This is a genomic window from Blautia coccoides, assembly GCF_034355335.1.
GTDB lineage: Bacteria > Bacillota > Clostridia > Lachnospirales > Lachnospiraceae > Blautia > Blautia producta.
The window spans coordinates 4,196,320-4,219,407 of the sequence record NZ_CP136422.1 but is presented as its reverse complement, the minus strand read 5'-3'; the positions used below and the strand labels follow the sequence as shown (position 1 = coordinate 4,219,407).

At 46.7% G+C, this 23,088-nt stretch carries 30 protein-coding genes; 26 read left to right on the top strand and 4 right to left on the bottom strand.

Annotated features, from left to right (window positions below; all coding sequences use genetic code 11):
• The first annotated feature begins 8 nt into the window (after window positions 1-8).
• The 21 genes from BLCOC_RS19035 to BLCOC_RS18935 all read left to right on the top strand — a co-directional run bounded on the left by BLCOC_RS19035 (window position 9) and on the right by BLCOC_RS18935 (window position 18,588).
• Complete coding sequence (locus tag BLCOC_RS19035; protein ID WP_115623068.1) at window positions 9-1,385, top strand: phage portal protein; 1,377 nt, start codon at window positions 9-11, stop codon at window positions 1,383-1,385.
• Between the two features lie 5 nt (window positions 1,386-1,390).
• The gene (locus tag BLCOC_RS19030) at window positions 1,391-2,614 is read left to right on the top strand and encodes a phage minor capsid protein (protein ID WP_115623067.1); all 1,224 of its coding nucleotides are present in this window, start codon (window positions 1,391-1,393) and stop codon (window positions 2,612-2,614) included.
• Window positions 2,615-2,672: 58 nt separating this feature from the next.
• Window positions 2,673-2,912: a hypothetical protein gene (locus BLCOC_RS19025; protein WP_165907154.1), complete on the top strand. Its 240-nt coding sequence runs from the start codon at window positions 2,673-2,675 to the stop codon at window positions 2,910-2,912.
• A gap of 56 nt (window positions 2,913-2,968) precedes the next feature.
• On the top strand, window positions 2,969-3,262 hold the full coding sequence (locus BLCOC_RS19020; protein ID WP_242998974.1) for a ribosomal-processing cysteine protease Prp: 294 nt from the start codon (window positions 2,969-2,971) through the stop codon (window positions 3,260-3,262).
• A 137-nt stretch (window positions 3,263-3,399) separates the two neighbouring features.
• Window positions 3,400-4,041 carry a phage scaffolding protein gene (locus tag BLCOC_RS19015; RefSeq protein WP_115623064.1) on the top strand — a complete coding sequence of 214 codons (642 nt, stop codon included), beginning with the start codon at window positions 3,400-3,402 and terminating at the stop codon, window positions 4,039-4,041.
• Between the two features lie 13 nt (window positions 4,042-4,054).
• Window positions 4,055-4,921 (top strand): hypothetical protein, encoded by an 867-nt coding sequence (locus tag BLCOC_RS19010; protein WP_115623063.1) that lies wholly within the window; start codon window positions 4,055-4,057, stop codon window positions 4,919-4,921.
• The gene (locus tag BLCOC_RS19005; RefSeq protein WP_131918248.1) at window positions 4,918-5,196 is read left to right on the top strand and encodes a hypothetical protein; all 279 of its coding nucleotides are present in this window, start codon (window positions 4,918-4,920) and stop codon (window positions 5,194-5,196) included. Before BLCOC_RS19010 ends, BLCOC_RS19005 begins: the two co-directional genes overlap by 4 nt.
• A 10-nt stretch (window positions 5,197-5,206) precedes the next feature.
• Complete coding sequence (locus tag BLCOC_RS19000; protein ID WP_115623061.1) at window positions 5,207-5,611, top strand: head-tail connector protein; 405 nt, start codon at window positions 5,207-5,209, stop codon at window positions 5,609-5,611.
• Complete coding sequence (locus BLCOC_RS18995) at window positions 5,601-6,014, top strand: DUF6751 family protein (RefSeq protein ID WP_115623060.1); 414 nt, start codon at window positions 5,601-5,603, stop codon at window positions 6,012-6,014. Before BLCOC_RS19000 ends, BLCOC_RS18995 begins: the two co-directional genes overlap by 11 nt.
• The gene (locus BLCOC_RS18990; RefSeq protein ID WP_018598228.1) at window positions 6,014-6,340 is read left to right on the top strand and encodes a minor capsid protein; all 327 of its coding nucleotides are present in this window, start codon (window positions 6,014-6,016) and stop codon (window positions 6,338-6,340) included. The genes BLCOC_RS18995 and BLCOC_RS18990 overlap by 1 nt, the downstream gene beginning before the upstream one ends.
• Window positions 6,337-6,771: a hypothetical protein gene (locus BLCOC_RS18985; RefSeq protein WP_018598227.1), complete on the top strand. Its 435-nt coding sequence runs from the start codon at window positions 6,337-6,339 to the stop codon at window positions 6,769-6,771. The genes BLCOC_RS18990 and BLCOC_RS18985 overlap by 4 nt, the downstream gene beginning before the upstream one ends.
• Window positions 6,772-6,773: 2 nt before the next feature.
• Window positions 6,774-7,328: a hypothetical protein gene (locus BLCOC_RS18980; protein WP_018598226.1), complete on the top strand. Its 555-nt coding sequence runs from the start codon at window positions 6,774-6,776 to the stop codon at window positions 7,326-7,328.
• A 125-nt stretch (window positions 7,329-7,453) separates the two neighbouring features.
• A complete protein-coding gene (locus BLCOC_RS18975; protein ID WP_115623059.1) occupies window positions 7,454-7,804 on the top strand; it encodes a DUF6673 family protein in 351 nt (116 codons plus the stop codon).
• Complete coding sequence (locus tag BLCOC_RS18970) at window positions 7,801-8,400, top strand: Gp15 family bacteriophage protein (protein WP_115623058.1); 600 nt, start codon at window positions 7,801-7,803, stop codon at window positions 8,398-8,400. The genes BLCOC_RS18975 and BLCOC_RS18970 overlap by 4 nt, the downstream gene beginning before the upstream one ends.
• Window positions 8,401-8,600: 200 nt before the next feature.
• Window positions 8,601-12,926 (top strand): phage tail tape measure protein, encoded by a 4,326-nt coding sequence (locus BLCOC_RS18965; RefSeq protein ID WP_242998973.1) that lies wholly within the window; start codon window positions 8,601-8,603, stop codon window positions 12,924-12,926.
• The gene (locus BLCOC_RS18960) at window positions 12,923-13,768 is read left to right on the top strand and encodes a phage distal tail protein (RefSeq protein WP_115623056.1); all 846 of its coding nucleotides are present in this window, start codon (window positions 12,923-12,925) and stop codon (window positions 13,766-13,768) included. The genes BLCOC_RS18965 and BLCOC_RS18960 overlap by 4 nt, the downstream gene beginning before the upstream one ends.
• Window positions 13,769-13,779: 11 nt before the next feature.
• Window positions 13,780-14,394 (top strand): hypothetical protein, encoded by a 615-nt coding sequence (locus tag BLCOC_RS18955; RefSeq protein ID WP_115623055.1) that lies wholly within the window; start codon window positions 13,780-13,782, stop codon window positions 14,392-14,394.
• Complete coding sequence (locus BLCOC_RS18950) at window positions 14,379-15,824, top strand: siphovirus ReqiPepy6 Gp37-like family protein (protein ID WP_115623054.1); 1,446 nt, start codon at window positions 14,379-14,381, stop codon at window positions 15,822-15,824. The genes BLCOC_RS18955 and BLCOC_RS18950 overlap by 16 nt, the downstream gene beginning before the upstream one ends.
• Window positions 15,825-15,832: 8 nt before the next feature.
• On the top strand, window positions 15,833-17,959 hold the full coding sequence (locus tag BLCOC_RS18945; protein WP_115623053.1) for a hypothetical protein: 2,127 nt from the start codon (window positions 15,833-15,835) through the stop codon (window positions 17,957-17,959).
• Window positions 17,960-17,968: 9 nt separating this feature from the next.
• The gene (locus tag BLCOC_RS18940) at window positions 17,969-18,169 is read left to right on the top strand and encodes a hypothetical protein (RefSeq protein WP_115623052.1); all 201 of its coding nucleotides are present in this window, start codon (window positions 17,969-17,971) and stop codon (window positions 18,167-18,169) included.
• Window positions 18,170-18,183: 14 nt separating this feature from the next.
• Window positions 18,184-18,588: a hypothetical protein gene (locus BLCOC_RS18935; RefSeq protein ID WP_242998972.1), complete on the top strand. Its 405-nt coding sequence runs from the start codon at window positions 18,184-18,186 to the stop codon at window positions 18,586-18,588.
• Window positions 18,589-18,594: 6 nt separating this feature from the next.
• Here BLCOC_RS18935 and BLCOC_RS27895 read toward each other — a convergent pair whose 3' ends face one another.
• Window positions 18,595-18,843, bottom strand: coding sequence for a gp53-like domain-containing protein (locus BLCOC_RS27895; RefSeq protein ID WP_115623051.1), 249 nt, complete (start codon window positions 18,841-18,843; stop codon window positions 18,595-18,597).
• 108 nt (window positions 18,844-18,951) lie between these two features.
• Here BLCOC_RS27895 and BLCOC_RS18930 point away from each other — a divergent pair, with 108 nt between their 5' ends.
• From BLCOC_RS18930 to BLCOC_RS18910, 5 genes are read left to right on the top strand one after another with little or no spacing between them, the layout of a single operon-like run.
• A complete protein-coding gene (locus tag BLCOC_RS18930) occupies window positions 18,952-19,179 on the top strand; it encodes a hypothetical protein (protein ID WP_115623050.1) in 228 nt (75 codons plus the stop codon).
• A 3-nt stretch (window positions 19,180-19,182) separates the two neighbouring features.
• Entirely contained in the window at window positions 19,183-19,443 is a 261-nt protein-coding gene (locus BLCOC_RS18925) for a DUF6275 family protein (protein WP_115623049.1), read from the top strand.
• Window positions 19,444-19,455: 12 nt separating this feature from the next.
• Window positions 19,456-19,743 (top strand): phage holin family protein, encoded by a 288-nt coding sequence (locus tag BLCOC_RS18920; RefSeq protein ID WP_115623048.1) that lies wholly within the window; start codon window positions 19,456-19,458, stop codon window positions 19,741-19,743.
• A 44-nt stretch (window positions 19,744-19,787) separates the two neighbouring features.
• Window positions 19,788-20,075 carry a DUF4406 domain-containing protein gene (locus tag BLCOC_RS18915; RefSeq protein ID WP_115625445.1) on the top strand — a complete coding sequence of 96 codons (288 nt, stop codon included), beginning with the start codon at window positions 19,788-19,790 and terminating at the stop codon, window positions 20,073-20,075.
• A gap of 38 nt (window positions 20,076-20,113) precedes the next feature.
• Window positions 20,114-21,670 carry an N-acetylmuramoyl-L-alanine amidase gene (locus BLCOC_RS18910; RefSeq protein WP_115623047.1) on the top strand — a complete coding sequence of 519 codons (1,557 nt, stop codon included), beginning with the start codon at window positions 20,114-20,116 and terminating at the stop codon, window positions 21,668-21,670.
• A gap of 433 nt (window positions 21,671-22,103) precedes the next feature.
• Here the strand turns inward: BLCOC_RS18910 and BLCOC_RS18905 are convergent, their stop codons facing one another.
• The 3 genes from BLCOC_RS18905 to BLCOC_RS18895 form a co-directional block, all read right to left on the bottom strand.
• Window positions 22,104-22,397: a hypothetical protein gene (locus BLCOC_RS18905; protein WP_131918253.1), complete on the bottom strand. Its 294-nt coding sequence runs from the start codon at window positions 22,395-22,397 to the stop codon at window positions 22,104-22,106.
• 95 nt (window positions 22,398-22,492) lie between these two features.
• On the bottom strand, window positions 22,493-22,633 hold the full coding sequence (locus BLCOC_RS18900) for a hypothetical protein (protein WP_165907141.1): 141 nt from the start codon (window positions 22,631-22,633) through the stop codon (window positions 22,493-22,495).
• Between the two features lie 97 nt (window positions 22,634-22,730).
• Window positions 22,731-22,949 (bottom strand): helix-turn-helix domain-containing protein, encoded by a 219-nt coding sequence (locus BLCOC_RS18895; RefSeq protein ID WP_115623045.1) that lies wholly within the window; start codon window positions 22,947-22,949, stop codon window positions 22,731-22,733.
• Between the last annotated feature and the right edge of the window lie 139 nt (window positions 22,950-23,088).

The following is a 23,088-nucleotide window of genomic DNA, read 5'->3' as shown; positions in this document are numbered from 1 at the left end:
TGATAAGCATGATACAGTATGAGAGCATAAAAAAGGCCCTGGGCGTCGATATCGCGGTGTCACCAGAGATGGCAGACGCCATATACCGCTGGCAGCGTATGTACCGAAACAAACCGCCCTGGCTCAGTAAAGACGTCAAGGGATTAAACCTGCCGGCTGCTATCAGCTCTGAGTTTGCCCGGCTTGTTACAAACGAGGCAAAGATAGAGATCAGCGGCAGTCCCAGGGCGGAATTTATTGACGAGATACTGACAGGATTCCGGAGCAATCTTCGCAAATATGTAGAGTATGCCGGTGCTGCAGGCGGTATTTGTTTTAAACCATATCCCTCTGGTGATACAGTTGCAGTGGATGTGGTGAGGGCTGGCAACTGTTATCCGACGGAGTTTGATTCTTCTGGAGCGATGACCGGGGCAATATTCCCGGAATTTAGACGTAAGGGGAAGAAACTATACACGAGATTGGAACACCACAGCCTGCAGGATGGCAGATATACCGTTGAGAATCGGGCATTTGTGAGTACGAAGGCTATTGTAAAGACCGATGAGATCGTACAGCTTGGCATGGAGATAAAGCTTGAAACTGTTGATGAGTGGGCCGACATTTCTCCACATGAGGAATTTCAGAATGCGGACTGTACGCTCTTTTCATACCTAAAAATGCCGCTTGCAAATAACATAGACCCGGATTCTCCTCTGGGAGTGGCGGTCTATTCCAGGGCTGAGAAACAGATACAGGATGCGGATGAGATTTATGGGGCAACGCTCTGGGAATACAAATCGAAGGAAACGGCGATCCAGGCGTCGAATGAATTTTTCAAGAAAAATCGACAGGGTGAAGTACTCCTTCCAAAAGGGCAGGAGCGCTTGTATTATCCGATGGGAAACAGCATTGCTGACCCCACAACTGGAAAGCCCCTGTTCAACGTGTATTCACCCGACATCCGTGACCAGAGCTTTTTTAACGGATATAACCGTATCATACAAAAAGTGGAGTTTAACAGCGGTCTGGCATACGGCACACTGTCTGACCCGCAAAGTGTGGAGAAGACAGCGGAGGAGATCAAGACCAGTAAACAGCGGTCCTACTCTACAGTAAAGGACATCCAGAACAGTACAGAGGAGGCTATCCGCTCCCTTGTCAGGTCAATAGAGGTATGGGTGGAATTTGGTCACCTTGCCCCGCCTGGAAAGGTAGAGGTGTCATGTGACTGGGATGATTCCCTCATCGTGGATAAAAAGTACGAGCTGGAGCAGCTCAGAGCCGACCTGGCTGCCGGGATCATTGGCCCGGTGGAATTCAGGATGAAGCGTTACGGTGAGACGGAGGACCAGGCAGTCAAGGCACTTGCGAAGATACAGTTCCCGGATGACACACAGGAGTGATGTAGATGCGACCGGAAGAAATGGGGAGCCTGCCGCTGCAGGTTGAAAAACTGTTTTATGGGCTACAGGACAGGATCATGTCTGATGTGGTCAGGCGGATCAAGAAGACAGGGGAGATAACATCCACGGCAGACTACCAGCTCAACCGCGTCAAGATCCTGGGAAACTCAACCGAATTTATCGAGGATGAGCTAAAAGAGCTGCTGGATGCCGCATATCCTGAATTGTTTGCCTTGTACGACAAAGTGATAGACTGGGAGTATGTGCGTAACAAGAGCCTGTATGAGCAGGTAAATGGGCAGTTTGTCCCGCCCGAAGAAAATGACTGGTTGCAGGGGCTGTCATCTGCGATCGTCAGTCAGACAAAAGGCGAGATTAAAAATATATCGCAGTCATTGGGATTCTCATTGGACTACGGAAATGGGAAAAGGGTATTTACACCACTGTCTGAATACTATCAAAAGTATCTTGATCGGGCTTGTCTCGACATTGCGTCAGGCGCTTTTGACTACAACACGGCTTTACGCCGGGTGGTGCGTGAGATGACTTCATCGGGTATCCGTTCTGTTGATTACGCGAGCGGGTATAGCAACAGGGCACCTGTAGCGGCCAGAAGAGCCGTTATGACAGGCGTGCATAACCTCGGCAATAAAATCAACGAGCAACTTGCAAAAGAGCTGGAAACGGACGATTACGAGGTCACAGCGCATTATGGTGCACGGCCAACACATGCGGTATGGCAGGGCAGGGTGTACAGCCGCCGAGAACTGGAGTCTGTTTGCGGCCTTGGCAGTGTGACCGGTCTCTGCGGTGCAAACTGTACGCATTCATACCTGCCCTTTATCCGGGGGATATCAACCAGAACTTATACAGATGAGATGCTGGAGGATATCCGAGAGGATGACGCCAGGATCAGAAAATACCGGGGTAAGGAATATGATGGTTACACATGCCGGCGGAGACAACGCGAGATGGAGACAACCATGCGGGCGCAGCGGGAACGGATCAAATACCTGAAAGAGGGTGGTGATCACGATGCAGTGCTGGCAGCTCAAGCAAAGTATCTGCAGACGTTGCATGAATACAAAGGATTCTCGAAAATCATGGGCCTTCAGCCGCAGATGGAGCGTGTGTACATGGACGGTCTCGGGAGGATGTCAGGCGGGAGAATACCTGCAAAAGCTGTTGCAAAATTAGGAAGAAATGGTACAATAAAGTCGAATGTATAAGCGGTACAAGAGATACCACCCCAAATTGCTACGGTAAGGAGATGAGTGAGTGAAATACATGGTAAAATTAAAAAACATAAGTAAAAAAGGTGCCATTATAGAGTGTGAAATCTACCCAGAGGATGGTGAGACCCCAGGGCATGTATCGGTTAACTCTATGACCGAGGAGCTCGTAAGCTATCACCTGCCGCCTGGCTATGAATGGTGTAAAGGGCATGTGATGCATGCGCGTAATGCTCTTGTAGGAATATCAAAGGAAAAGGAAATTCCCAATGATAAATTGGTGATGTGGCATTAATATCACCGGTCAATATTGATTGCGCGGTATTTTGTGCCTTTTGGAGGTGATGTTACTTGATTGTAGTAACTATGGGGCGTACCGGAGTAGATATCAGCGGCCATGCAGGATATGACAAACAGGGTCGTGATATCGTATGTGCTGCGGTTTCTGTCCTTGCATATAACCTCGTGCTGTCCCTGGAGACCCTGACGCCTGATCAGGTGTTTGTGGAAGAGCGGCAGGGATATACAGAGATTATCTGGGATGACCTCTCAGAAAGAGGTAGAACATTGGTGGATTCCTTTTTCCTTGGCATATGTGCCATTGAGAGGGATTATCCAGGGGTACAAATCAAATATGGTAAATAAGCACGCGGGGACGCCCGGGTGTTTTTTTATGTCCAATACCGGTTAAGACGTTTAAAAGGTCTCGGAAACTGACCGGCAAGTCATATAAACTGTGCAGCCACCGGAAGACACCGGATATAAAAACGAAGGCGGAAAGGATGAATATGGATTTAAAAGAATTACTTGGGGATGAGCTTTACGCTCAGGTAGATGCAAAAATTGCAGAGGTAAATGGTGCTGATGAGCAGAAAGAGAACCCTGTAAAGTTTGTTGACCTGTCCGAGGGGGCGTATGTCAGCAAGGAGAAATATACCGGCCTGAAAACAGAAGCCGATGGGTATAAGAAGCAGCTCACGGAGGCAAACACCACTATTGAATCTTATAAGGAAATGGACATTGAAGGCATTAAAAAATCTGCGGATGAATGGAAACAAAAGTATGAGACTGACACAGCGGCGCTGAATCAGCAGATCGAGACCCAGAAGAGGACATTCGCGGCCGAGAAGTACCTCGATGGTCAGAAAATCAAGTCCCCTCTTGCAAGAAAAAGTATTCTCTCGGATTTCATGGCTCAGAATCTTGAATTTAAGGATGGCACTTTTGTAGGTGCGGAAGACTACATGAAAAAGATGAAGGAGCAGTATCCGGATGACTTTGAATCCGAACAGAAAGAGGAGCCACCCCAGAAAAAAACATGGGTGAGAGGAACCAGTGGTACCTATAAGCCCGGAGTTGTAGACTCTGAAGAATCCTATTTAAAACAGAAGTATGGTAACAACAAATATTACAGAGGTAAGTAAAGGAGATTGAACTATGGAATATGGTGGATATAACGTAACGGAAAAATACAGCAATATTGTAGAGCCGAATTTATACTATGACTCTATTTTTCAGCCGGGCATGACCTATACGGATAAATTCCAGGGTGATGCGGCATCTGGTCTGGTTAAGATCTTTAAGGTTGGAGCTGATGGTGTACAGGACCCGAAGACCCCGGCGGCTGATTTTAGCCATGAAAAGGTAACTAATGAGCTGATTGACATGAGGCTGAACAATATGCAGCAGAAATCTAAGAAAATCTATAACATTCAGGCCCAGGGTGTACCGTACAACATGGCGGAAGAGCATTTGTCCCAGGCCGTTATGGATTGTAAGGAAGGATGGCAGGCGTCCGGTCTTGCTTGCCTTGCAAATGAGGGCACAGCAATGAGTGACACAGAAGCACTCACCGCGGCAAACATCAAAAAGAAAATCATCGAGGCCCGTAAAGTAGTGCGTAAAGGAAAAGCCGTGGCGAACATCGTGCTTGCATCCGTTGATGCGTACTCCACTATGCTGGAAGCTGCCGGCGAGCAGTATACACCGGTCACAAATGACAGCATCATGCAGTCCGGACAGATTGGCAGATGGCTGGGCATGTTGTGGGTTGAAGCAAACATGCTGGATGTGCTGAGCGCTGCTAAGTATTACAACTATGCAGGTGACCTTAAGACAGTAGATCTGACCGGTATTGACTTTATCATGTACGACTGGAACGGATTCTCCATCGTGGACAACCTGGAGATGATCCGTCTGAAAGATTCCGAGAATTTCAACGGCACGCTTGCTCAGGTTGAGATCAATACCGGTTATCGCGTTCCGACAGCCGCAAAGGTAGTCGTAAAAAAACACGGAGCTTGACAAGTTTGACGGTTACCTCCGTAGCAGGTAGCACGAGCGGCTCTACTAAGATCACGGTAGAGCCGGCGCTGTCAAGCGGCAACAGCTACAAATACAAAGTGGCGGCAAACCCGACCATGCCGAATGCAGGACAGGAATGCAAGAGCGGATACACAGCATGGGACGGTACAGCAGATATTACAGCGGCAACAGGTCAGAAAATCGTTGTTGTTGAGGTAGATGCGGATAACCGCTGCTTTGGAGCCGGAATGGCCATAATAACCGCCGCAGAATAGAGGTGAGGATATGCCACGGGTAGAGGTAGATTATCAGTATTATGCTGATGTTTTTAAGGGAGATGCCCTTACAGAGGATGATTTAAAAAAGCACGGCAGGCGGGCGGAGTTCATAGTGAACTGGATGACATATGGTCGTATCCATGAATTTGAATTGCGGCCGGATGACCTGGAGGCTGTCAAAGCTGCCATATGTGCGGTATCTGAAATTTTGGCCGAGGATCACCGGCAGAAAGAAGCAACCGGCGGGAGATTGGTAAAGAGTGTCAATACCGACGGTGAATCCGTGACATATGCGGACATCCCCGACAATCGGCCACCAGAAGAGGCACTATACAGTAAATGCTATTCTGAAGCCCGTCTTTACCTGGAAGACACGACACTCTTACATCCGGGGGTGTACTATGATTATTAACGCAGAGATGACCATATATAACCGCAAGGTGAATCCGGATACGCGGAAAATAGAGTATTTCGGGCATATATCTCCCTGCCATTATTACTGCGAAAATAAGGTGATAACGGGCGATAAAGGAGAAGGTGGCCTAAAGCATGCTGATGTATTTAAAATCCGGATTCCGGCCGAATATCTTGACGGTTATGTGCCGCCGGATGAATATGCGAAGTTGCCATACAACCCTGAGATGGCGGCTTGGACTGTGGAAAAAGAAGACCTGTTTATCCTTGGGGCGTATGATCTGAGGATAAAAGGGGTTAGTGATCTGCAGAAGACGCACAGGCCATATGGCTGTATAGATAACTATGGGGATAACCGCAAAGGCGGAATCCCCCATATAAGATTTGGAGGTTGTAAGTAATGGGACAGTCTAAATTTGTACTTAGGATGGACCCTGCAGATAAGATTTTATTAAAACGTAAGATGGGCGACAACGGGCAGGCCCAGCTTTTTTTATCAAAGAATTTTGCAGATAAGTCACTTCCTTATGTCCCCCGGTTGACAGGGGCATTAAGGGACAGTGCCAGGGTTAACCCGAAAAGTGTTTCGTGGAATACGCCGTATGCAAGAAGACAGTTTTATGAGCACAAAAGTAAAAGTATGTGGCATATAAAAATGTGGCGTGACAGGGGAAAGGAAATCGTGGATAGCGTAGCACAGTTTTGCGATTGCAGGGTTAAGAGATGAGTATTATTGAGTCAATCAGAGATTTTATAGCAACCTGCCCGTTTATTGAGGAGCTGGATACCATGTTTCCGCCCGTAAATGTGGATAAGCTGGAGTCTGACCCGTCTTACAGCGTCGAAAGTGTTCCTTCCGACCCAATTGTGAAAAGGTGCATTAACGGGGACAGTATCCGCAGGGTGACTTTTTATCTGTGCTCCAGAAACCTTTATGGGGCAGAGGAGAACCTGGACACCAGTCAGTTTTATGAGAACTTTGCTGATTGGCTGGAGGATTGTACCAGGACAAAATGTCTTCCCGTATTAGGAGATGGGCAGACAGCGAGGGCAATAAAAGCAAATACGCACGGATACATCAATGATAGTGAGGCAACATATGCCCAGTATCAGATCCAGTGCGAATTACAATATTATCAAAAAAGAAAGGTAGGATAAGCATGAGAAGATTGGATTTACAGAGGTTTGCGGACACTGAAGCAGTGCAGCGGTATCAGGAGGCATTGTATATCAATGTCGGCGCTGCAGGCGCGGCCGCAACATACGAACTGTTCGGAACCGGTGTGACCAAAGCTGATGAGAGCTTTGACACGAAAACTAAAGAGAGCCGCTACATCAACCAGAAATCTACATCTCAGAGTATTACGGGATATGGGTATTCCATTGGCTATGAATATGAGAATATCCCGTCCGAAAAGGCCGTCAAGATGATTGATTCTGTGGCAAAAAAGGAGAAAGTAGGCTCTGAAGCGGAGACAGACCTTGTGGTCGTATCCCTGTACATGGAAAAAGAAGAAAGCAAGGGGTATCCGGCAAGAAAAAGGAGAGTGACCATCTCCCCGGATTCCAATTCCGATAACGACGGAACTATGGTAGGTTCCGGCAGCCTCCTGGGCAAAACAGACTGGGAGTATGGCTTCTTTGATGTGGAGAAAAAGGCGTTTACTGCAGACGCCACAGCTGCGGCAAAATTTGATGTGTCGGCGGGAAATTAGTTGGTGCTCCGGTAACAACGGCAGCCGAAGCACCGACTAAAGTGGCCGTAAATAAAGTAGCTATAGAGACCGCAAAAAGTGAGGCTGGGACTGAATAGTCCTGGCCTTTTATGGAGGTAGAGGAAATGCAGGTAAATTTTGACACGCTTAACTTTGATGCAACAGATGCGGACACCCTGCAAAAGTATCTTGATGCAATGCAGATCGTTTCAGAAAAGGCGAATAGGCTTGATAAAGACGCTCCGCAGCCAAAACAGTATCAGTATCTTTGCGAGGCTGTTAAAACATGTTTCGATGATATATTCGGGGCTGGCACTGGAGAAAAAATCTGTGGGGCCAACAACTCTCTTAGAGCCTGCACAAATGCGTTTAGAGAACTGGTAGAAGAATATAATCACCAGATGAGCGAACAGAAGAGAGCGAATGAAGCGCTCATTGCGGAAATGGAAACTGGGAAGGCTGTTGATACAGAGTGAGATTAACAGAACAGCTTCCAGTAACTGTAGAAATTGCGGGAGAAGCATATGCAATCAAAACGGATTTTAGGGATATCCTCCGTTACGATGAGATTATCAGAGGGCAGAGTGATGGAGAAGCGGTATTAAAGGCCATAAACATGCTTTTGGGAGAAGAGGTGCTACGCAAACCAAATATGAGAGCTGACGATATAGCAGAGGCGATCGGGTGGTTTGTTAAGTGCGGAGATATAGGAAAAAAGAGTTCACTCCCGCGTGCAGCACTGGGCCTTAATAATGCGGTACCTATGGATTTTGGCGCTGATTCCGCTTTGATTTATACTGCCTTCCTACAGACATACGGGCTTGATCTGTATGATATCCCATATCTGCACTGGTGGAAATTTAATTGGATGCTGGAGGACATTTCTCCTTCGTGCCGTCTGTCAAAGGTAATTGAATACCGGACGATAGACACGAAAAACAAAAATCTGTCCAAGGAACAGAAGAAAGCTTATGCGGCCTTACAGCGGTATTTCCGTGTCCAAGAAAAGAAATCTGAAGAGGACGAGGCTATTGTACAGGCACTCCTGGAAGGGAGGGACCCCTTTGGATAATAACAAAAAGCGCATAAAGATTGTGTGCCCTTATTGCGGATATAAAATGCCCATAGCTTATGACCCGGCAAGGGTTATTTGCCAGGGTGTATACATCCAATGCAAGGGCCGAAAGTGCAAAAAAGAATTTGAAATAAGGATTTAAGTGTCAAGTAGAGCCATTATGAGCCGATGACGCTTGCGAAAGGCAGGTGGGATTATTGGCTGATGGCAAAATTACGATTGAAACAAGTATAGATAATGCTGGGGCGCTAAAAGACCTTAAAAAGCTGACAAGTAACGTCAGCCAACAGGGTAATGCGGCAGCAGGGGCGGCGTCCAGTGCTTTTAGTAAGATTGGTTCCGCCGCAAAGCATTCGGCGGCAATCGCAGTAACGGCCCTTGCTGGTGTAGGGACGGCTGTCGCGGCGGCTGGTGGGCTAGCCGTAAAAGTTGGTTCTGATTTCGAGGCTGCCATGTCAAAAGTAGCCGCTGTTTCTGGTGCGACCGGGACAGACCTTAGCAAACTGACCGAAAAAGCTAAGGAGATGGGAGCGAAAACAAAATTCTCTGCTTCGGAAGCCGCTGAAGCCATGAATTATATGGCAATGGCCGGTTGGAAAACAGAGGAAATGCTGAATGGTGTAGAAGGTATCATGAATCTGGCGGCGGCGTCAGGAGAGGATTTGGCGTCTACATCTGATATTGTGACGGATGCATTGAGTTCGTTCGGATTACAGGCCAGTGACAGCGGGCATTTTGCTGATATCCTTGCAGCAGCGTCCAGTAATGCGAATACCAATGTTGCCATGATGGGCGAAACATTTAAGTATGCAGCGTCTGTTGCCGGTGCAATGGGGTATACTGCGGAAGATACAGCCCTTGCAATTGGGCTGATGGCAAATAGAGGTATAAAAGCAAGTCAAGCGGGTACTGCACTCCGGAGTATCATGACAAGACTTGCAAAGCCAACAAAAGAGACTCAGGGAGCCGTGAACAAGCTTGGTATCTCCCTGACGGATTCTGAGGGCAATATGAAGTCCCTGGATACTATCATGCAGGATCTGCGTGAGGGATTTTCTGGATTAAGTGAGGAAGAAAAAGCGGCTACTGCGGCAGCATTAGGCGGCCAGGAGGCAATGTCTGGTCTGCTGGCTATTGTAGGAGCCTCCCCAGAAGAATATGAAAAACTGCAAAGCGCCATTGCAAATTGTGACGGTACTGCTGAGAGAATGGCAGAAACCATGCTGGACAATCTTCAGGGAAGTCTAACCATTCTCAAATCCTCTCTGGAAGGTCTGGGAATCGAAGTATACGAGAGTATGCAGGAGCCTTTAAAGAATGCTGCAGATAACGGGATTGCGGACGTCAACAGACTCACAGAGGCTTTTAAGCAGGGCGGATTTGATGCTGCTGTCGAAGAGGCAGGAGACATACTGGCAGGACTTGCTACGAAGGTAGCACAATCAGCCCCAAAGATGATAGACGCCTCAGTTTCCGTAGTTAAATCCTTTGTAAAAGGTATTGGCAAAAACAAGATGCAGCTTAAAGTTGCTGCGGATGATATCGTCAAATCTCTGTGTAACGGATTGGTAAAGCTCCTTCCGAAGGAAATGCAGAAACCTGCAAAGAAAGCCCTGGATTCTCTCGTAAGGACATTCAAGTCGGGGACTAAAAACCTCTTGAGCGTTGCACAGTCAGTTTTAAACGCTGTAGGTGCAGTGTTTAAAAGGCTGGGTGGGAATATGGATGACATTATCCCTACTGTTGTCAGTATTGTGGCGGCCTTTAAAACTTTCAAAGCCGTTACCGGTCCGGTGTCATCCGTTGTAAGCGTTATCACCAAATTAACAGGAGCCGCAAAAGGAGCAGGTCTTGCTACCACTGCCCTGAATGCTATTATGGCTGCAAACCCTGCGACCCTGATTGCCGGTGCCATTGCCCTACTTGTAGGCGGATTGGCTGCGTATGCACTCACGGCAGGTCGTGCGGATGAACAGCAGAGTGCCTTTAATGAGCGAATGGATAAGCTTGGAGCATCCATAGAAAAGAACCAAAATGCAATAGATCAGCTCGGGGAATCAATGAAGGATACCAGTGCATCTATTGAAGCATCCGCAGCTCCTGTTGAGCGCCTGCGGGACAAAATGTCAGAGGCATTTGACGAAACCGGTCATGTGAAAGAAGGGTGCGAGGATCTTGCGACATCCATCCTTAATCAGCTTAACGACGCGATGGGCACGGAGTACAGCCTTACTGCTGATGGATTTATCCAGAATAGTGAGGGCGTAAAGCAGTCTATTGATGATGTTAACACCTCTATTGACGAGTATGTGCAGAATTTGAAAAATAAGGCTCTTCAGGAGGCTACAACAAGCCAATATACCGAAGCAATAAAAGAGCAAGCAGAAGCGCATAAAAATTTGGTAGAGGCACAAAAAGCGCATCGTGAAGCCATTGAAAAAGCAATAGATGTAGACGAGCAATGGCGCAATGGGCTGGCAGACCAGGAAGCGCTTGAAAAAGCCCAAAAAAATCTTGATGCAACGACTAAAAAGGTACAAGATGCGGGGCGGGCCGCTGTTGAAGCTGACGCACAAGTTAAAGGGCTTGAAGGGGTCATGGACGAACTGGGGAAAGGAACCCCGGAGAGTGTGCAGAAGGCAATAGATGCTTATGCACAGATTCCCATTGAATCAGAAGAGGCGGCAAAAGGAGTAGTTGCCAGTCAGGAAACTATACAGGACGCGCTTTCCTCTACGGACTACAGTAAAATGTCCGAAGGATTCCAATTGGCTATCCTGCAGATTGAAAAATCTGGCGGAGAAATTCCCAAAAGCCTACAGCAATCTATAGTTGAAGCACTGAAGAATTTTGATAAATTGGGTACAGAGGGTCAGGAATCTGTGGCAAGTGCAATGCGTCTAATGATGGATGCAATGAAGGATAAGATTCCTGAGTTTTCAAACATGGCCGGCGCTACATCCGATCAGGTTATACAGACATTTGGAAAATACCTGAAAGACAGCGGCGCTCTTGGCGATATTGGAACAGAAGCTCTGGACAAGATGATGAAAAGCATGGAATCTGCGGACGCCACATCTGTGCCGAATAAAAAGGGAAAAGAAGTCACTGAGACAGCCGCACAGTCTATGCGAGATGGTTACGAGGTCATTAATACTGCATCAAAGGGCGCAGGCGAACAGATAGGCCAAGGATTTTCTGCAGCGGATTATTCGCTTGCAATCACTGCCGCAGCAAAAGCTTGTGATATGACCGTAGAGGAGCTGATGGGTCACCAGGAGCAGATATACGCTGTTGCAGCACAGGTTGCACAATCTGGAGCAAATGGATTCACGGCGGCTGATTTGGTAGGCATATTTGGTTCCAATGCACAAGCGGCAGCAGATGCGGCAAATTTTACTCTCATGAATGGGGCAGCACAGGCAGGAGCAAGCGGTGCCAATTTTGGTAATTCCACGAATGCGGCTCTTATGGCGTCAAATATGCCAGGGGTATTTGCTGGTCAAGCAAATGGTGCGGCGTCAAATTTTGCATTTGGCATGTTATCCGGTGCAGGCCAGGGGGCAGCGGCAGCAAGTAGTGTAGGCAGTTCCGCAGGTATGGCCCTGCAGAACTCGGGCATTAGCAACATGTTCCAGGTGACTGGATCCAACGCAACGAATATCCTGAATAGTACCATTCAAGGGAGCCAGGGGGCTATATCATCGGCGTCTGCAAATCTCGGGCGCTCGTCCGCATCTGCTTTAAAGGGTGTGAATTTGGGCAGCAATTTCCAGTCTCAGGCACGTTCTGCCGTTAATATGTTTTGTGCGGGAATACGTGGTCTTACATCGTCAGGAGTGAGTGCTGCAAGAGCGTTGGGGACCAGCAGTATACGAGGGCTGAGTGAGTGTAATCTGTCCACTGCAGGAAAGACACAGGGTTCACAGTTTGCAAGTTCATTTTCTTCTGGTATCAATTCCGGTAGCAGTTCTGCATCTGCATCTGCCAGGGCGGTGGGAAGCAGTGCACTGAGCAGCCTGAGCGGCTATTCCGGCAGTGGATACGATATAGGTGTCCAGTTTTCCGCAGGCTTTGCGTCTGGTATCAGAGCCGGTGGTGGCGGGGTTGCCGCAGCGGCGGCAGACGTCGCAAGTCAAGCGGTGGCGGCTGCGCAAAGAAACCTTAAAGTAGCATCTCCGTCCAGAGTGATGCGGGCAATAGGCCGTTGGTACGATAAAGGCCTCGAAATTGGCATACAGGAGAATACAAAGGGTGTTGAGAGAGCCGTTGACCGGTTATCAGCCAAACTGACTTTTGATCCCAGTGCAATGTTGGCCAAGATGCGGGGTGACTTTGACAGCAACCTGAACAGGATTGCCGGAAACCACCTGGCGCAGAAATACATTACCTCTGTAACCACGCCTGAGCCGCGGGAGCCATCAAAAGTAGAACAGACAGTAAATATCTATCAGCCGGTTAAATCCCCCGTGGAGACGGCGAGAGAACTGCGGAAAGTAGGAAGGGAGCTGGCATTTGGATGACAAGAAAGATAATATTTACATTCCGTAAAGGGGAAGAGGAGCTTGTCTTAGACGACTCCTCTTTTTCTGTAACGGCATATGAGGGGCTGGAATCAACAGATTACGACCTGTTGACTGAAGAAAACGTTGGATATGCGGGTGAGCGTAAAAAACGGATGAAAATACTCAAGAGGCCGATAGCCATAGAATTCGATTATCTCGGATATGAAGACATCCCGGAAGTAAGGCAAAAGCTGATCGGATTTTTCTCCCCTTACAGCAGCGGAAACCTAACTGTTGATTTTATGGGAGCAGAGAGAGCTATAGAGTATGAAGTCCAAAAGCTGAAATTCAGCAGCCAGAATGTGTTTGAACCCATTTCCTGCTTACTGGAGCTTGTCTGCGTAGATCCAGATTTCCAGACCCCATATCACTTAATGGAGGCAATCAGCACGTGGGTGGATGGCTGGAAATGGAAATTCAAGCTCCCATTTCACATGAAACGACGCGGAGATCCCAGGGTGAATATTGTAAATGATGGACATGTAGAAACGCCCATAGAGGTAGAATTTCACGGTCCTGCAGAGAATCCCAGAGTGACAAACCTGACCACGGGAGAATATGTACAGGTAAACCGGACCCTTACCAGTGATGACGTACTGTTTATCAACACAGCATTCCGAAATAAGATTGTGGAGATTGAGAGAAACGGTATTCGGGAGGATGCGTTTGATTATATCGACCTGGGCTCGACCTTCTTTTCCCTGCGGCTGGGGGATAACCTGCTGGAATACAGCACCCAGAATGACTTGAATCCACAGAGCGTCATCATCCGGTATAAGAAAAGGTATCTGGGAGTATAGGAGGAATATACATGGAAAGCTATGGTTTTTTTAACGGAGATACTGAGTACGGACAAGATGAGTTCAACCGGTACTTTAAAAATATATATGAGGATGGCCTGAGTAGGGGGAGTAACGGTAGCCTTACTCTATCAGCCTCACTAAGCGGTGAATCGGTGGTTTTAACGCCAGGTTTTGCTATCATGCAGGGCTTTTTTTATTACAACGACAGCAACAAAACCATACCGATCACTCGTAATAGCACCTACAAAGTGATCTATCGTCTTGTGCTGCGCTTGGATTATGAAAGTAAAACAATACAGGCTGTGCTCAAAGCGGGAACTGCCGGTAGTACACCCACAGTGCCAGCCCTCACGAGAGATGCGTCACGATATGAGTTATCCCTGTATCGCATTGATGTGCCTGTGACCGGTCAGATATCCATAACGGACGAGAGGTTTAATACTGCGGTATGCGGCGAGATCCGGCCGAAAAATTTAACCGGATACAAAGAAATGGTGGAGGAATTTGACCGCCAATTTCAAGCATGGTTTAAAAATGTGCAGGGTACCGGCTGGCGTAATATTTTTGCACAGGCTACAGAGCCTGGAGGGGCGGTGACGGGTGCCATATGGATAAGCGGATAAATATTCGGTTTTTTGACCCTGATATCAATTTTATCGGGGAGATCACAGACTACACGGCCCTGATCCATGTCAGCAAATGGAAAAGTTATGGAGATTTTGAGATTCATTCCTCTGTTATGTATGACCGGTTATTCCATGATGGAAATATCATCATGCTGGACAATGACACCAGGAAAACAGGGATTATAAAGTATATCGGAGTGGACGATGAAGAGGGAGGAACTGTGGAACTCAAAGGTTTTTCTCTACTCCATATGCTCACACAGAGAATAACAGTCCCGCCAAAGGGGAAGGCACACCACGAATTTAACAAGGCCGCAGCAGAAGATATCATGACTGCTTTGGTTAACACAAATGCAGTTGCCCCTGCGGACAGTAAAAGAAAAATCCCTAAGCTTGTGATAAAACAAAGCGCCGGCAGGGGTGACCGGCTGACATACCAAACAAGGTATGACGTACTTACTGACTGCCTGGAGGAGTTGTGTGGCGCCTCTGGACTTGGCGTCTGTGTATCACTGGACCCGTGGAAGAAACAGTTTGTATTTGAAGTCTTGGAAGGTGTGGACCGGACAGTAAATCAGTCTGACCGGCCGCCCATGATCTTTAATGTCAACTATGACAACATTGAAAATCGTGAGTACATCCGGGATAGCAGCGAATACAAAAACTGTGCTTACACCGGAGGACAGGGAGACGGAGTAAACCGAGTCATTAAAATCATTGGAAACGAGAAAACGGGTCTTGACAGGTATGAGCTGTTTGTGGACGCCCGGGACGTGGAAGATGAGGCAAACCTGCCGGACAGAGCTAAAGTTAAACTTGCTGAGTGTGAGAAGATTTCCTCTTACACCTGCGAGGCTGATGCTGCTCTGTATCAAAAAAAGTGGAACCTTGGTGATGTGGTCACAACGAAGGACGCAGAATGGTCTCTTTTGCTGCATGAGCGAATCACTGAGGTCATGGAAACACTTGATTCGGATGGATATGTAGTTGAGCCAACCTTCGGCACCGCTACGAAATCCATCGTTGAGAAAGTCAATGCTGTCAGTGGAGATACTGCGAAAAATGAAAGCATACCAGGTCCTGAAGGAAAGCAGGGGCCACAAGGGTACAGCATACAGTACCGCTGGGACGGCACAAAACTTGGTGTAAAGCGTGAGGACGAGGGGACTTATAAATATACGAACCTGCAGGGACCTGCCGGTAAAGATGGGCAGGATGGTAAAGACGGCATGAGTGTCACATATACACATACGCAGATATCGGCTCAAGCCGTGTGGCAGATTGCACACAACCTTAATAAGTATCCCAGTGTTACCGTGGTAGACAGCGCCGGTTCCGTTGTCGTAGGCGATATCCGTTATATTGACCGTAACAACCTCACGGTAACATTTACCGCTGGTTTTGCGGGAAAAGCGTATCTCAATTAGGAGGAAAAATGGATTTATTAACTAATTTAAATTTGGGTAAGAATGAGCTGCAGAATGCGAGAATACAGAATCTTGCTACTGCGCCGGACAGCCCTGTAGAGGGTCAGATATACTGCAACACAACAGATCATGTGGTCTATGTGTATGTCAATGGTGCCTGGAAAAACATCATATATACATACACCGGTGAGACATTTACTTCAGTTCTCAAATCAAAGCTGGATGGAATCACCGCGGGGGCAACCAAGGCTGAAAAATCTACCACAAACGGAAATATAAAAATCAACGGATCTGAGACACAGGTGTATGTTCATCCTGGTAGTGGCACAAATCCACATGATACTACTAAAACGGACCTGGGACTTGGAAACGTCGAAAACAAATCGGCGGCAACAATCCTTAACGAGCTGACAAAGACTAAGATCGTGGAAAAGCTGGGGTTTACACCTACAAAGATAACAGTAGGCCTGGATGCAGATAAAGGGACGGCCACCGGTAGTAAAGCACTGTATATTGCGACAGATACAAAAAAAATCTGGCTGGACAATGCCGCCAATGCTTGGTTGCAGGTTGGCGGGCAGGATACGATCGCGTGGGCAAAAGTTACCGATAAACCTTCCACTTTTACGCCACCGGTAGCAAGTGCTACGGTATTAGGTGGTATTAAAGTGGGCACCAATCTGAGCATCACGGCGGATGGGACACTGAACGCGAATGATGACCCTACAAGTTATATTGTAAAACAGCAGCGTTTCACGGCCACAGCGGGACAGACAGCCTTTACATTGACCGGCGGGAAATACCGCCCGGGCATCGGAGCGCTGGCTGTCTTTTTAAATGGGGCAAAAGTGAGCAATGAGATCGTGACAGAGACGTCACAGACGGTATTTACACTCAAAACCGGTGTGAGTGCGGGCGATACGGTCCTTGCAGAATATGTGGAACTGATAAATGTAGAACCATATCCTGTGCATGTATCTGAGCACTTGCCGGGAGGAACGGACCCTTTGCCTGTCGCAACACAGTCGGCTGCAGGTTTAGAATCAGCAGCGGATAAAAAGAAATTAGATGGGATTGCAGAGGGAGCAAATAGATATGTCCATCCTGGCAGTGGGACAAACCCGCACGGGACTACAAAATCAGATGTTGGTCTGGGGAATGTGCCGAATGTTGCCACCAATGACCAAACACCAACGTTTACTGAGGCTACAGCCCTTGCAAAACTGACGTCTGGAGAAAAGCTGTCCATAGCACTTGGCAAGATATCTAAGGCAGTTACTGACCTGATTGCTCACATAGGGAATAAGTCAAACCCGCACGAAGTTACAAAGGCTCAAATTGGATTAGGGAGCGTGGACAATACATCCGATACAAATAAACCTGTATCCACGGCACAGCAGGCGGCCCTGAATTTAAAACTCAATGCCTCCCTGAAAGGGGCGGCTAACGGACTGGCGGAGCTGGATGGTTCAGGAAAAGTTCCGGCTGCTCAGTTGCCGTCATTTGTAGATGACGTCCTGGAAGGATATTACTACAACAGTAAGTTTTATAAAGAGGCAGCGCATACCACTGAAATCGCCGGGGAGACCGGAAAAATATATGTAGATATTCCCTCAAACAAGACATACAGGTGGTCAGGCACAGCATATGTGGTCATTTCTGATACGATAGCTCTTGGCGAAACTGCATCTACAGCATATCGAGGAGACAGGGGAAAAATTGCATATGATCACAGCCAGAGCACCCATGCCAGGACAGACGCCACTAAAACAGAGAAATCTACCACAAATGGAAATGTGAAGATCAATGGGTCTGAGTCAGTGGTATACACACACCCGTCTACTCATGCGGCCAGTATGATAACACAGGATACCACACATCGGTTCACAACTGATACCGAAAAAGCGGCTTGGAATGCCAAGCCGAAGAAGTACAGTGCGGATGTGCCGGCCAGCGCTTCAGCGGCTATCACACACAACCTGAACACCCAGGATGTGACTGTTACGGTACGTGAGAAAGCAAGTCCATATAATGTCGTATTATGCGACGTACAGGTGACAGGTGTTAATGTGGTGACACTACTGTTCGCGACAGCTCCTGCGGAAGGAAAGTACAGGGTTACGGTGACCGGATAGGAGGCAGCTATGAGGATATTTGGCAAGGAGTTCATCTACAATGGATACAAAGTTTACCATGCTGGTGATAAGCCGACCGCTGCAGATGTGGGGGCATATACAAAAGCACAGGTGGATCAGAAGATCACAGATGGTAATGGAACAAAGATAACCGCAGCAACTGCCGCACCGAGCAGCCCGGCCAAGGGCGAAGTGTGGATCAAAATCTGAAAGGAGTATATATTATGGCTACAACAAAAAAATCACAGTTTAAAATTAACAATGGGGCAGATTGGGACACGTATCATTTTGAGACTGACAGCGCACAGGTGAAGCATAAAAAAGGTGACGGTACAGAAACCACAGTGGAAGACGTACTAAACTCCGCTTTGGGAGGATTTCAAATTCTTACCGGAAGAGTGGATATTACGCCAAAAGCAAACACACCAACTGCAAAAGAAGTAGTGTTTAGCCGTGAGTTTGCGTCAGCACCGGTTGTCATTACTTGCCCTGCCAGTTCAGTACCTGGTACAGCCATAACCGGAACATCTGCGTCTGATGTAACAAAAAGTGGATGCAACATTTATCTTACACGTAGTGGAACTACAACCAGTACAGTAATGTGGGTAGCAATAGGACCAGCAAAATAGCCTATTTTACATTGGCCCTATTGCAACCCACACCATAATTGTCTCTGTATTATTTATCCTTGTAACATATGCTTCAAATCCATCTTTGGTATTATTACTTGTACCAATTCCCAAAACATTTGTGCCTGGTACGGATGATATAACTGTCATCACTACGCCGGGCTGACTTTTAAAGGGTTTCGGGAAAGTTACTTTTTTCATAGTGGGTTCATTTGGTTTCGGGGTTATAGTAACCCTGCCAGTTTGTATCGCCATCCCACCCAAAGCGGAGTTTTGCACACGAAAGGAGAAATCTATGGAAATAAGAGCCAGACCGGAAACGGTCTTATTTTATTTATATAAATTATGAAGGAGACAGCATACATGGAAACTATCATTTCAGCCTGCATCTCTGCAGGCGTTACTCTAATTGTCTGCCTAATAAGCAACAAAAGCCAGCAGGAAAAAACGCGGGCATTGATGGAATATAAGCTTGAAGAGCTTACAAAAAAGGTAGAGAAGCATAACTCAGTTGTGGAAAGAACCTACATTTTGGAAGAGAAAATGAAGGTTGCCAACCACAGGATTGAGGATTTGGAAAAGGAGAGATGAAAAATGAATAATGAAGAATTTTTAGCATTATGCAAGAAAACCGTTATGGATTATTTTAATGAGCACGCTGACAAAACGGATCGAAAACAGATCACCGAAGAGGATGTATTTATTGTGTGGAGCTGTAAAACGTTGCAGAACAATAAAGCCCTGGTAAGCACTACGGTGTCGGATGGCATGTATTACGAGATCACTCACAACGGGGATAAAAAAGAAACGTATGTAGATGCATATAAAAAATGGGAGAACTTTGTTGTACGATAGGAGGTATTAATCATGGATTTAAGCTTTTTGACAAACTATATCAACCCGGTGATTTTGGGAATCTGCCTGCTGGTAGGGTATGTGATCAAGACGGCGATACCGGCAATCAAAAACAGGTACATTCCGCTGGCGGCATTGGCAATGGGAACTATAATTGCGGTACTCATAAATATGGAAAGTGGAATTAATGCAGAGGTGATCCTGGGTGGAATGATATCCGGCCTGGCCAGTACAGGCTTATACGAGATGCTGCGGAATTTAATAAGTAAAGATGGCAAAAAGGAGTTAGAGGGCGAGTGATCGCTCTCTTTTTGCGCCGCCGCAACCAACATGAAGGGAATTATATGAAGATATTTATTTCGCAGCCCATGAGAGGGCGAAACGACGATGAAATCAAGGCAGAAAGAGCAGAATTGATGGCTGCTGTAAGAGAACAGTATGAACACACAGAGGAGCTAGATACATTTTTTGATAACCCGGAGTGGGGAGCACTTATGTGCTTGGCAAAGAGTATAGAAGCATTAAGCCAGGCTGATGCGGCGGTATTTGCACCAGGATGGGAAAATGCAAGGGGATGCAGGATAGAGCATCAGTGCTGTGTTGATTATGGAGTACCTATTTTATCAGATTAATTTGCGCCGGCGCAAATGTCCGGTGAAGGGAGAAATATATGGGTGTTTTGATAATGGGAAGGGCTACCGCATCGGCTGATCAGATGCGGAAGTATCTCAAAAGTAAGAATCCATTTGCGGCGCAGTCGGTGCTGGATATGATCCCCTTGTATTTGTCAGAGGGGGAAGTTGAGGGTGTCAAAGGCGATATCGCTTTTGCACAGTCCTGTCTGGAAACAGGGAATTTCACTTTCTCTGGTTCTGCTGTCAAACTGGATCAGAACAATTTCTGCGGAATGGGAGTAACAAAAAAGGGGGAGAAGGGAAACAATTTCCCTAGCCCTCAATTGGGAATACGTGCGCAGGTGCAGCACTTAAAGGCATATGCCTGCAACCAGCCGTTGAAGCAGGGATGTGTAGACCCCCGTTTTCAATTTGTAAAGCGCGGGATGGCAGAATACGTGGAATGGTTGGGAGTACAGGAGAATCCGCATCACACTGGATGGGCGGCGGGAAAAGGATACGGTGAGAAAATCCTGAAAATACATAAGGATATTTTGAATATGGAAAGTGAGGGAAAAGGAATGAGAATTAATGTACATGCAGGGCACAATTTTAAGGCTCCAGGAGCTTCAGGAGTATTCTCTGAAACAACCGAAGACAGGAAGGTAAAAGACTTGGTGATTAGTAAGCTCCGCGCGGTAGGGCATACAGTATATGATTGTACCGATGAGGATTCCGGCAGTGTAAGCGGAAACCTTGCAGCTATCGTGGCGAAATGCAATACCCATGCCGTAGATCTGGATGTGTCCGTCCATTTCAACTGCTATAATGGATCGGCGCACGGAACAGAGGTATTTATCTACAATTGGGGAACAGCCGCAGAACCCTATGCCCAAAGGATCGTGGACCGGATCGGAGAGCTTGGCTACACAAAAAGAGGCGTAAAGACGAACCCCAGTCTTTATGTGTTGCGGCATACGTCAAGTCCGGCACTCCTGGTAGAGTGCTGTTTTTGCGACAATGCAGGGGATGCAAGTAGATATACCGCAGAAAAGATGGCAAATGCTATTGTCGCCGGTGTTACTGGCGGTGCCATGTCTGGTAATGCACCGACAGCAAACAATAAAAATTGGCTGTCAAAAGGTGATACCGGAGTAGAGGTGACCGCATGGCAGAAAACATTAAACACATTCGGTAGCAATGTAAATGCAGACGGCGAATTTGGCCAAGATACAGAGGCACAGACTATCCGCGTACAGCGCCTTGTAGGTGCTGATCCAGATGGGTGTGTGGGAGAAAAGACAAAGGCCGCCGTAAACACGTACCTCAAAAAGAATAACTGGATACAGGTACGTGATGGACGCTGGTGGTATCGCCATTCAGACGGCGGCTATACCAAAAACGCCTGGGAGAAAATCGGCGGAGTATGGTTCCATTTTGACGGCAATGGATGGATGCAGACAGGCTGGCTGCAGGATAATGGGAAATGGTATTATCTCAAAGCCAACGGTGCTATGGTTGCGGATAATCTGGTGCGTACTGGCGGCAAGATCTACTACGTGGATAAGAACGGCAAAATGTGCTTTACGGACAGCTCTGGAGCACTTAAATAGTGATGTTGTGATCCGGCTCGACGTCGAGTCGCATAATAATAGCACCGGTGACGTACTGCCGGGGCAAAAAAAGGGGGCCAGCCGCAGCCGGTCCCCAGATTCGTGTTTTACACAGTTAATGTGTACGCAAGCATCGTATCATATAAAGTATTTGCTTACAAGCATAAATAATAAACCAATATAGTAGCGCTGATTTTTCAGCTCTATTCGGACGGTCCAATTTTGGACTGTACAAGTACAAGTTCAGCGGAATTTTCCGCTCTATTATATGAGACGGAATCATGATCTTAACATGCCAGCAGCCTGATACATGGACAAGTCCAGCAAGAAGTGTTATACTAATAAAACAGGAGCACTACTGTAACTATCAACGCACAGAGGGCAACTGTAAAACGCTGTAAGGCCCCGGTTCTTCGCCGGGGCCGTCAATAGTTTAAATCTTTTTATACTGCAATTTGATATGATGGGAATTGCCGTCATTGTCTATAACATCAAAGTAAGGATGTTCGTTACCAGTGAGGACTTCATTTGGTTCATAATTCCAACCCCACGGAGCCATGAGCATGATATCTCCTGCATTTGTCTCAAACATTTCCCAATTTTCAGGTATTTCTATTTCTACTTTGTCACTGCAAGTAGCAGTGGCATGGGGAGCGTTTGCCGTCCAAACCTGTTTTTTTTCTGCGGCGAGTACCCCGTAATTAATATATCCTGTAAATTTTTTCATTTTGTATCCCCCTTGTAATATATATTTATATTTGTTATAATTTACTTGCTGTGGGAGCGGTGGCAAGCCCGCCCTCCCTTGGTATTCTCTAAGTCCTATTCGGACTTATTTTTTTGCTCTTCCAGCAGTTTCTCCACTTTCTTTTTGGCTTCCTCGAGGTCCTTACAACCGTCAAGAATCATTCCGAACATTTCTAATATTGTCTTGAATTGTTTATCTGTCATGTTGTCCGCCATGCGTCCTCCTTTCCCCGCTTGCCCGGTCATTAAGTTAATCTCTTAACTTAATTATATTATAAACCATTTTTGGTTTAAAGTCAATATATATTTAAACTTATTTTGGTTTATTTTTGTTCTCTACATATTTAATGATATTCCCAGGCTGCATATCCAATAATTCACATAACTGTTCAAGTGTCTTAATTCCAATCATATCTCCTTTTCTTAACTTTTGCATTGCGGATTGGCTTAATATGTTTTCTTTCAGTATGCGTGTGCTGTTGTAGCCTGCTTCTTTTAATGTGTCTATGACATTGATTTTATAAACTAACATGTCGAATACCTCCTTTTATTTTATTGTAAAACTATCTTGTTTTAATGTCAACAAAATAATCCAAAAAAAGTTTAAAAACTCTTGATAATAAACTAAAAATGGTTTATAATGTAATCATAGAAAGGAGGTGAGAACAATG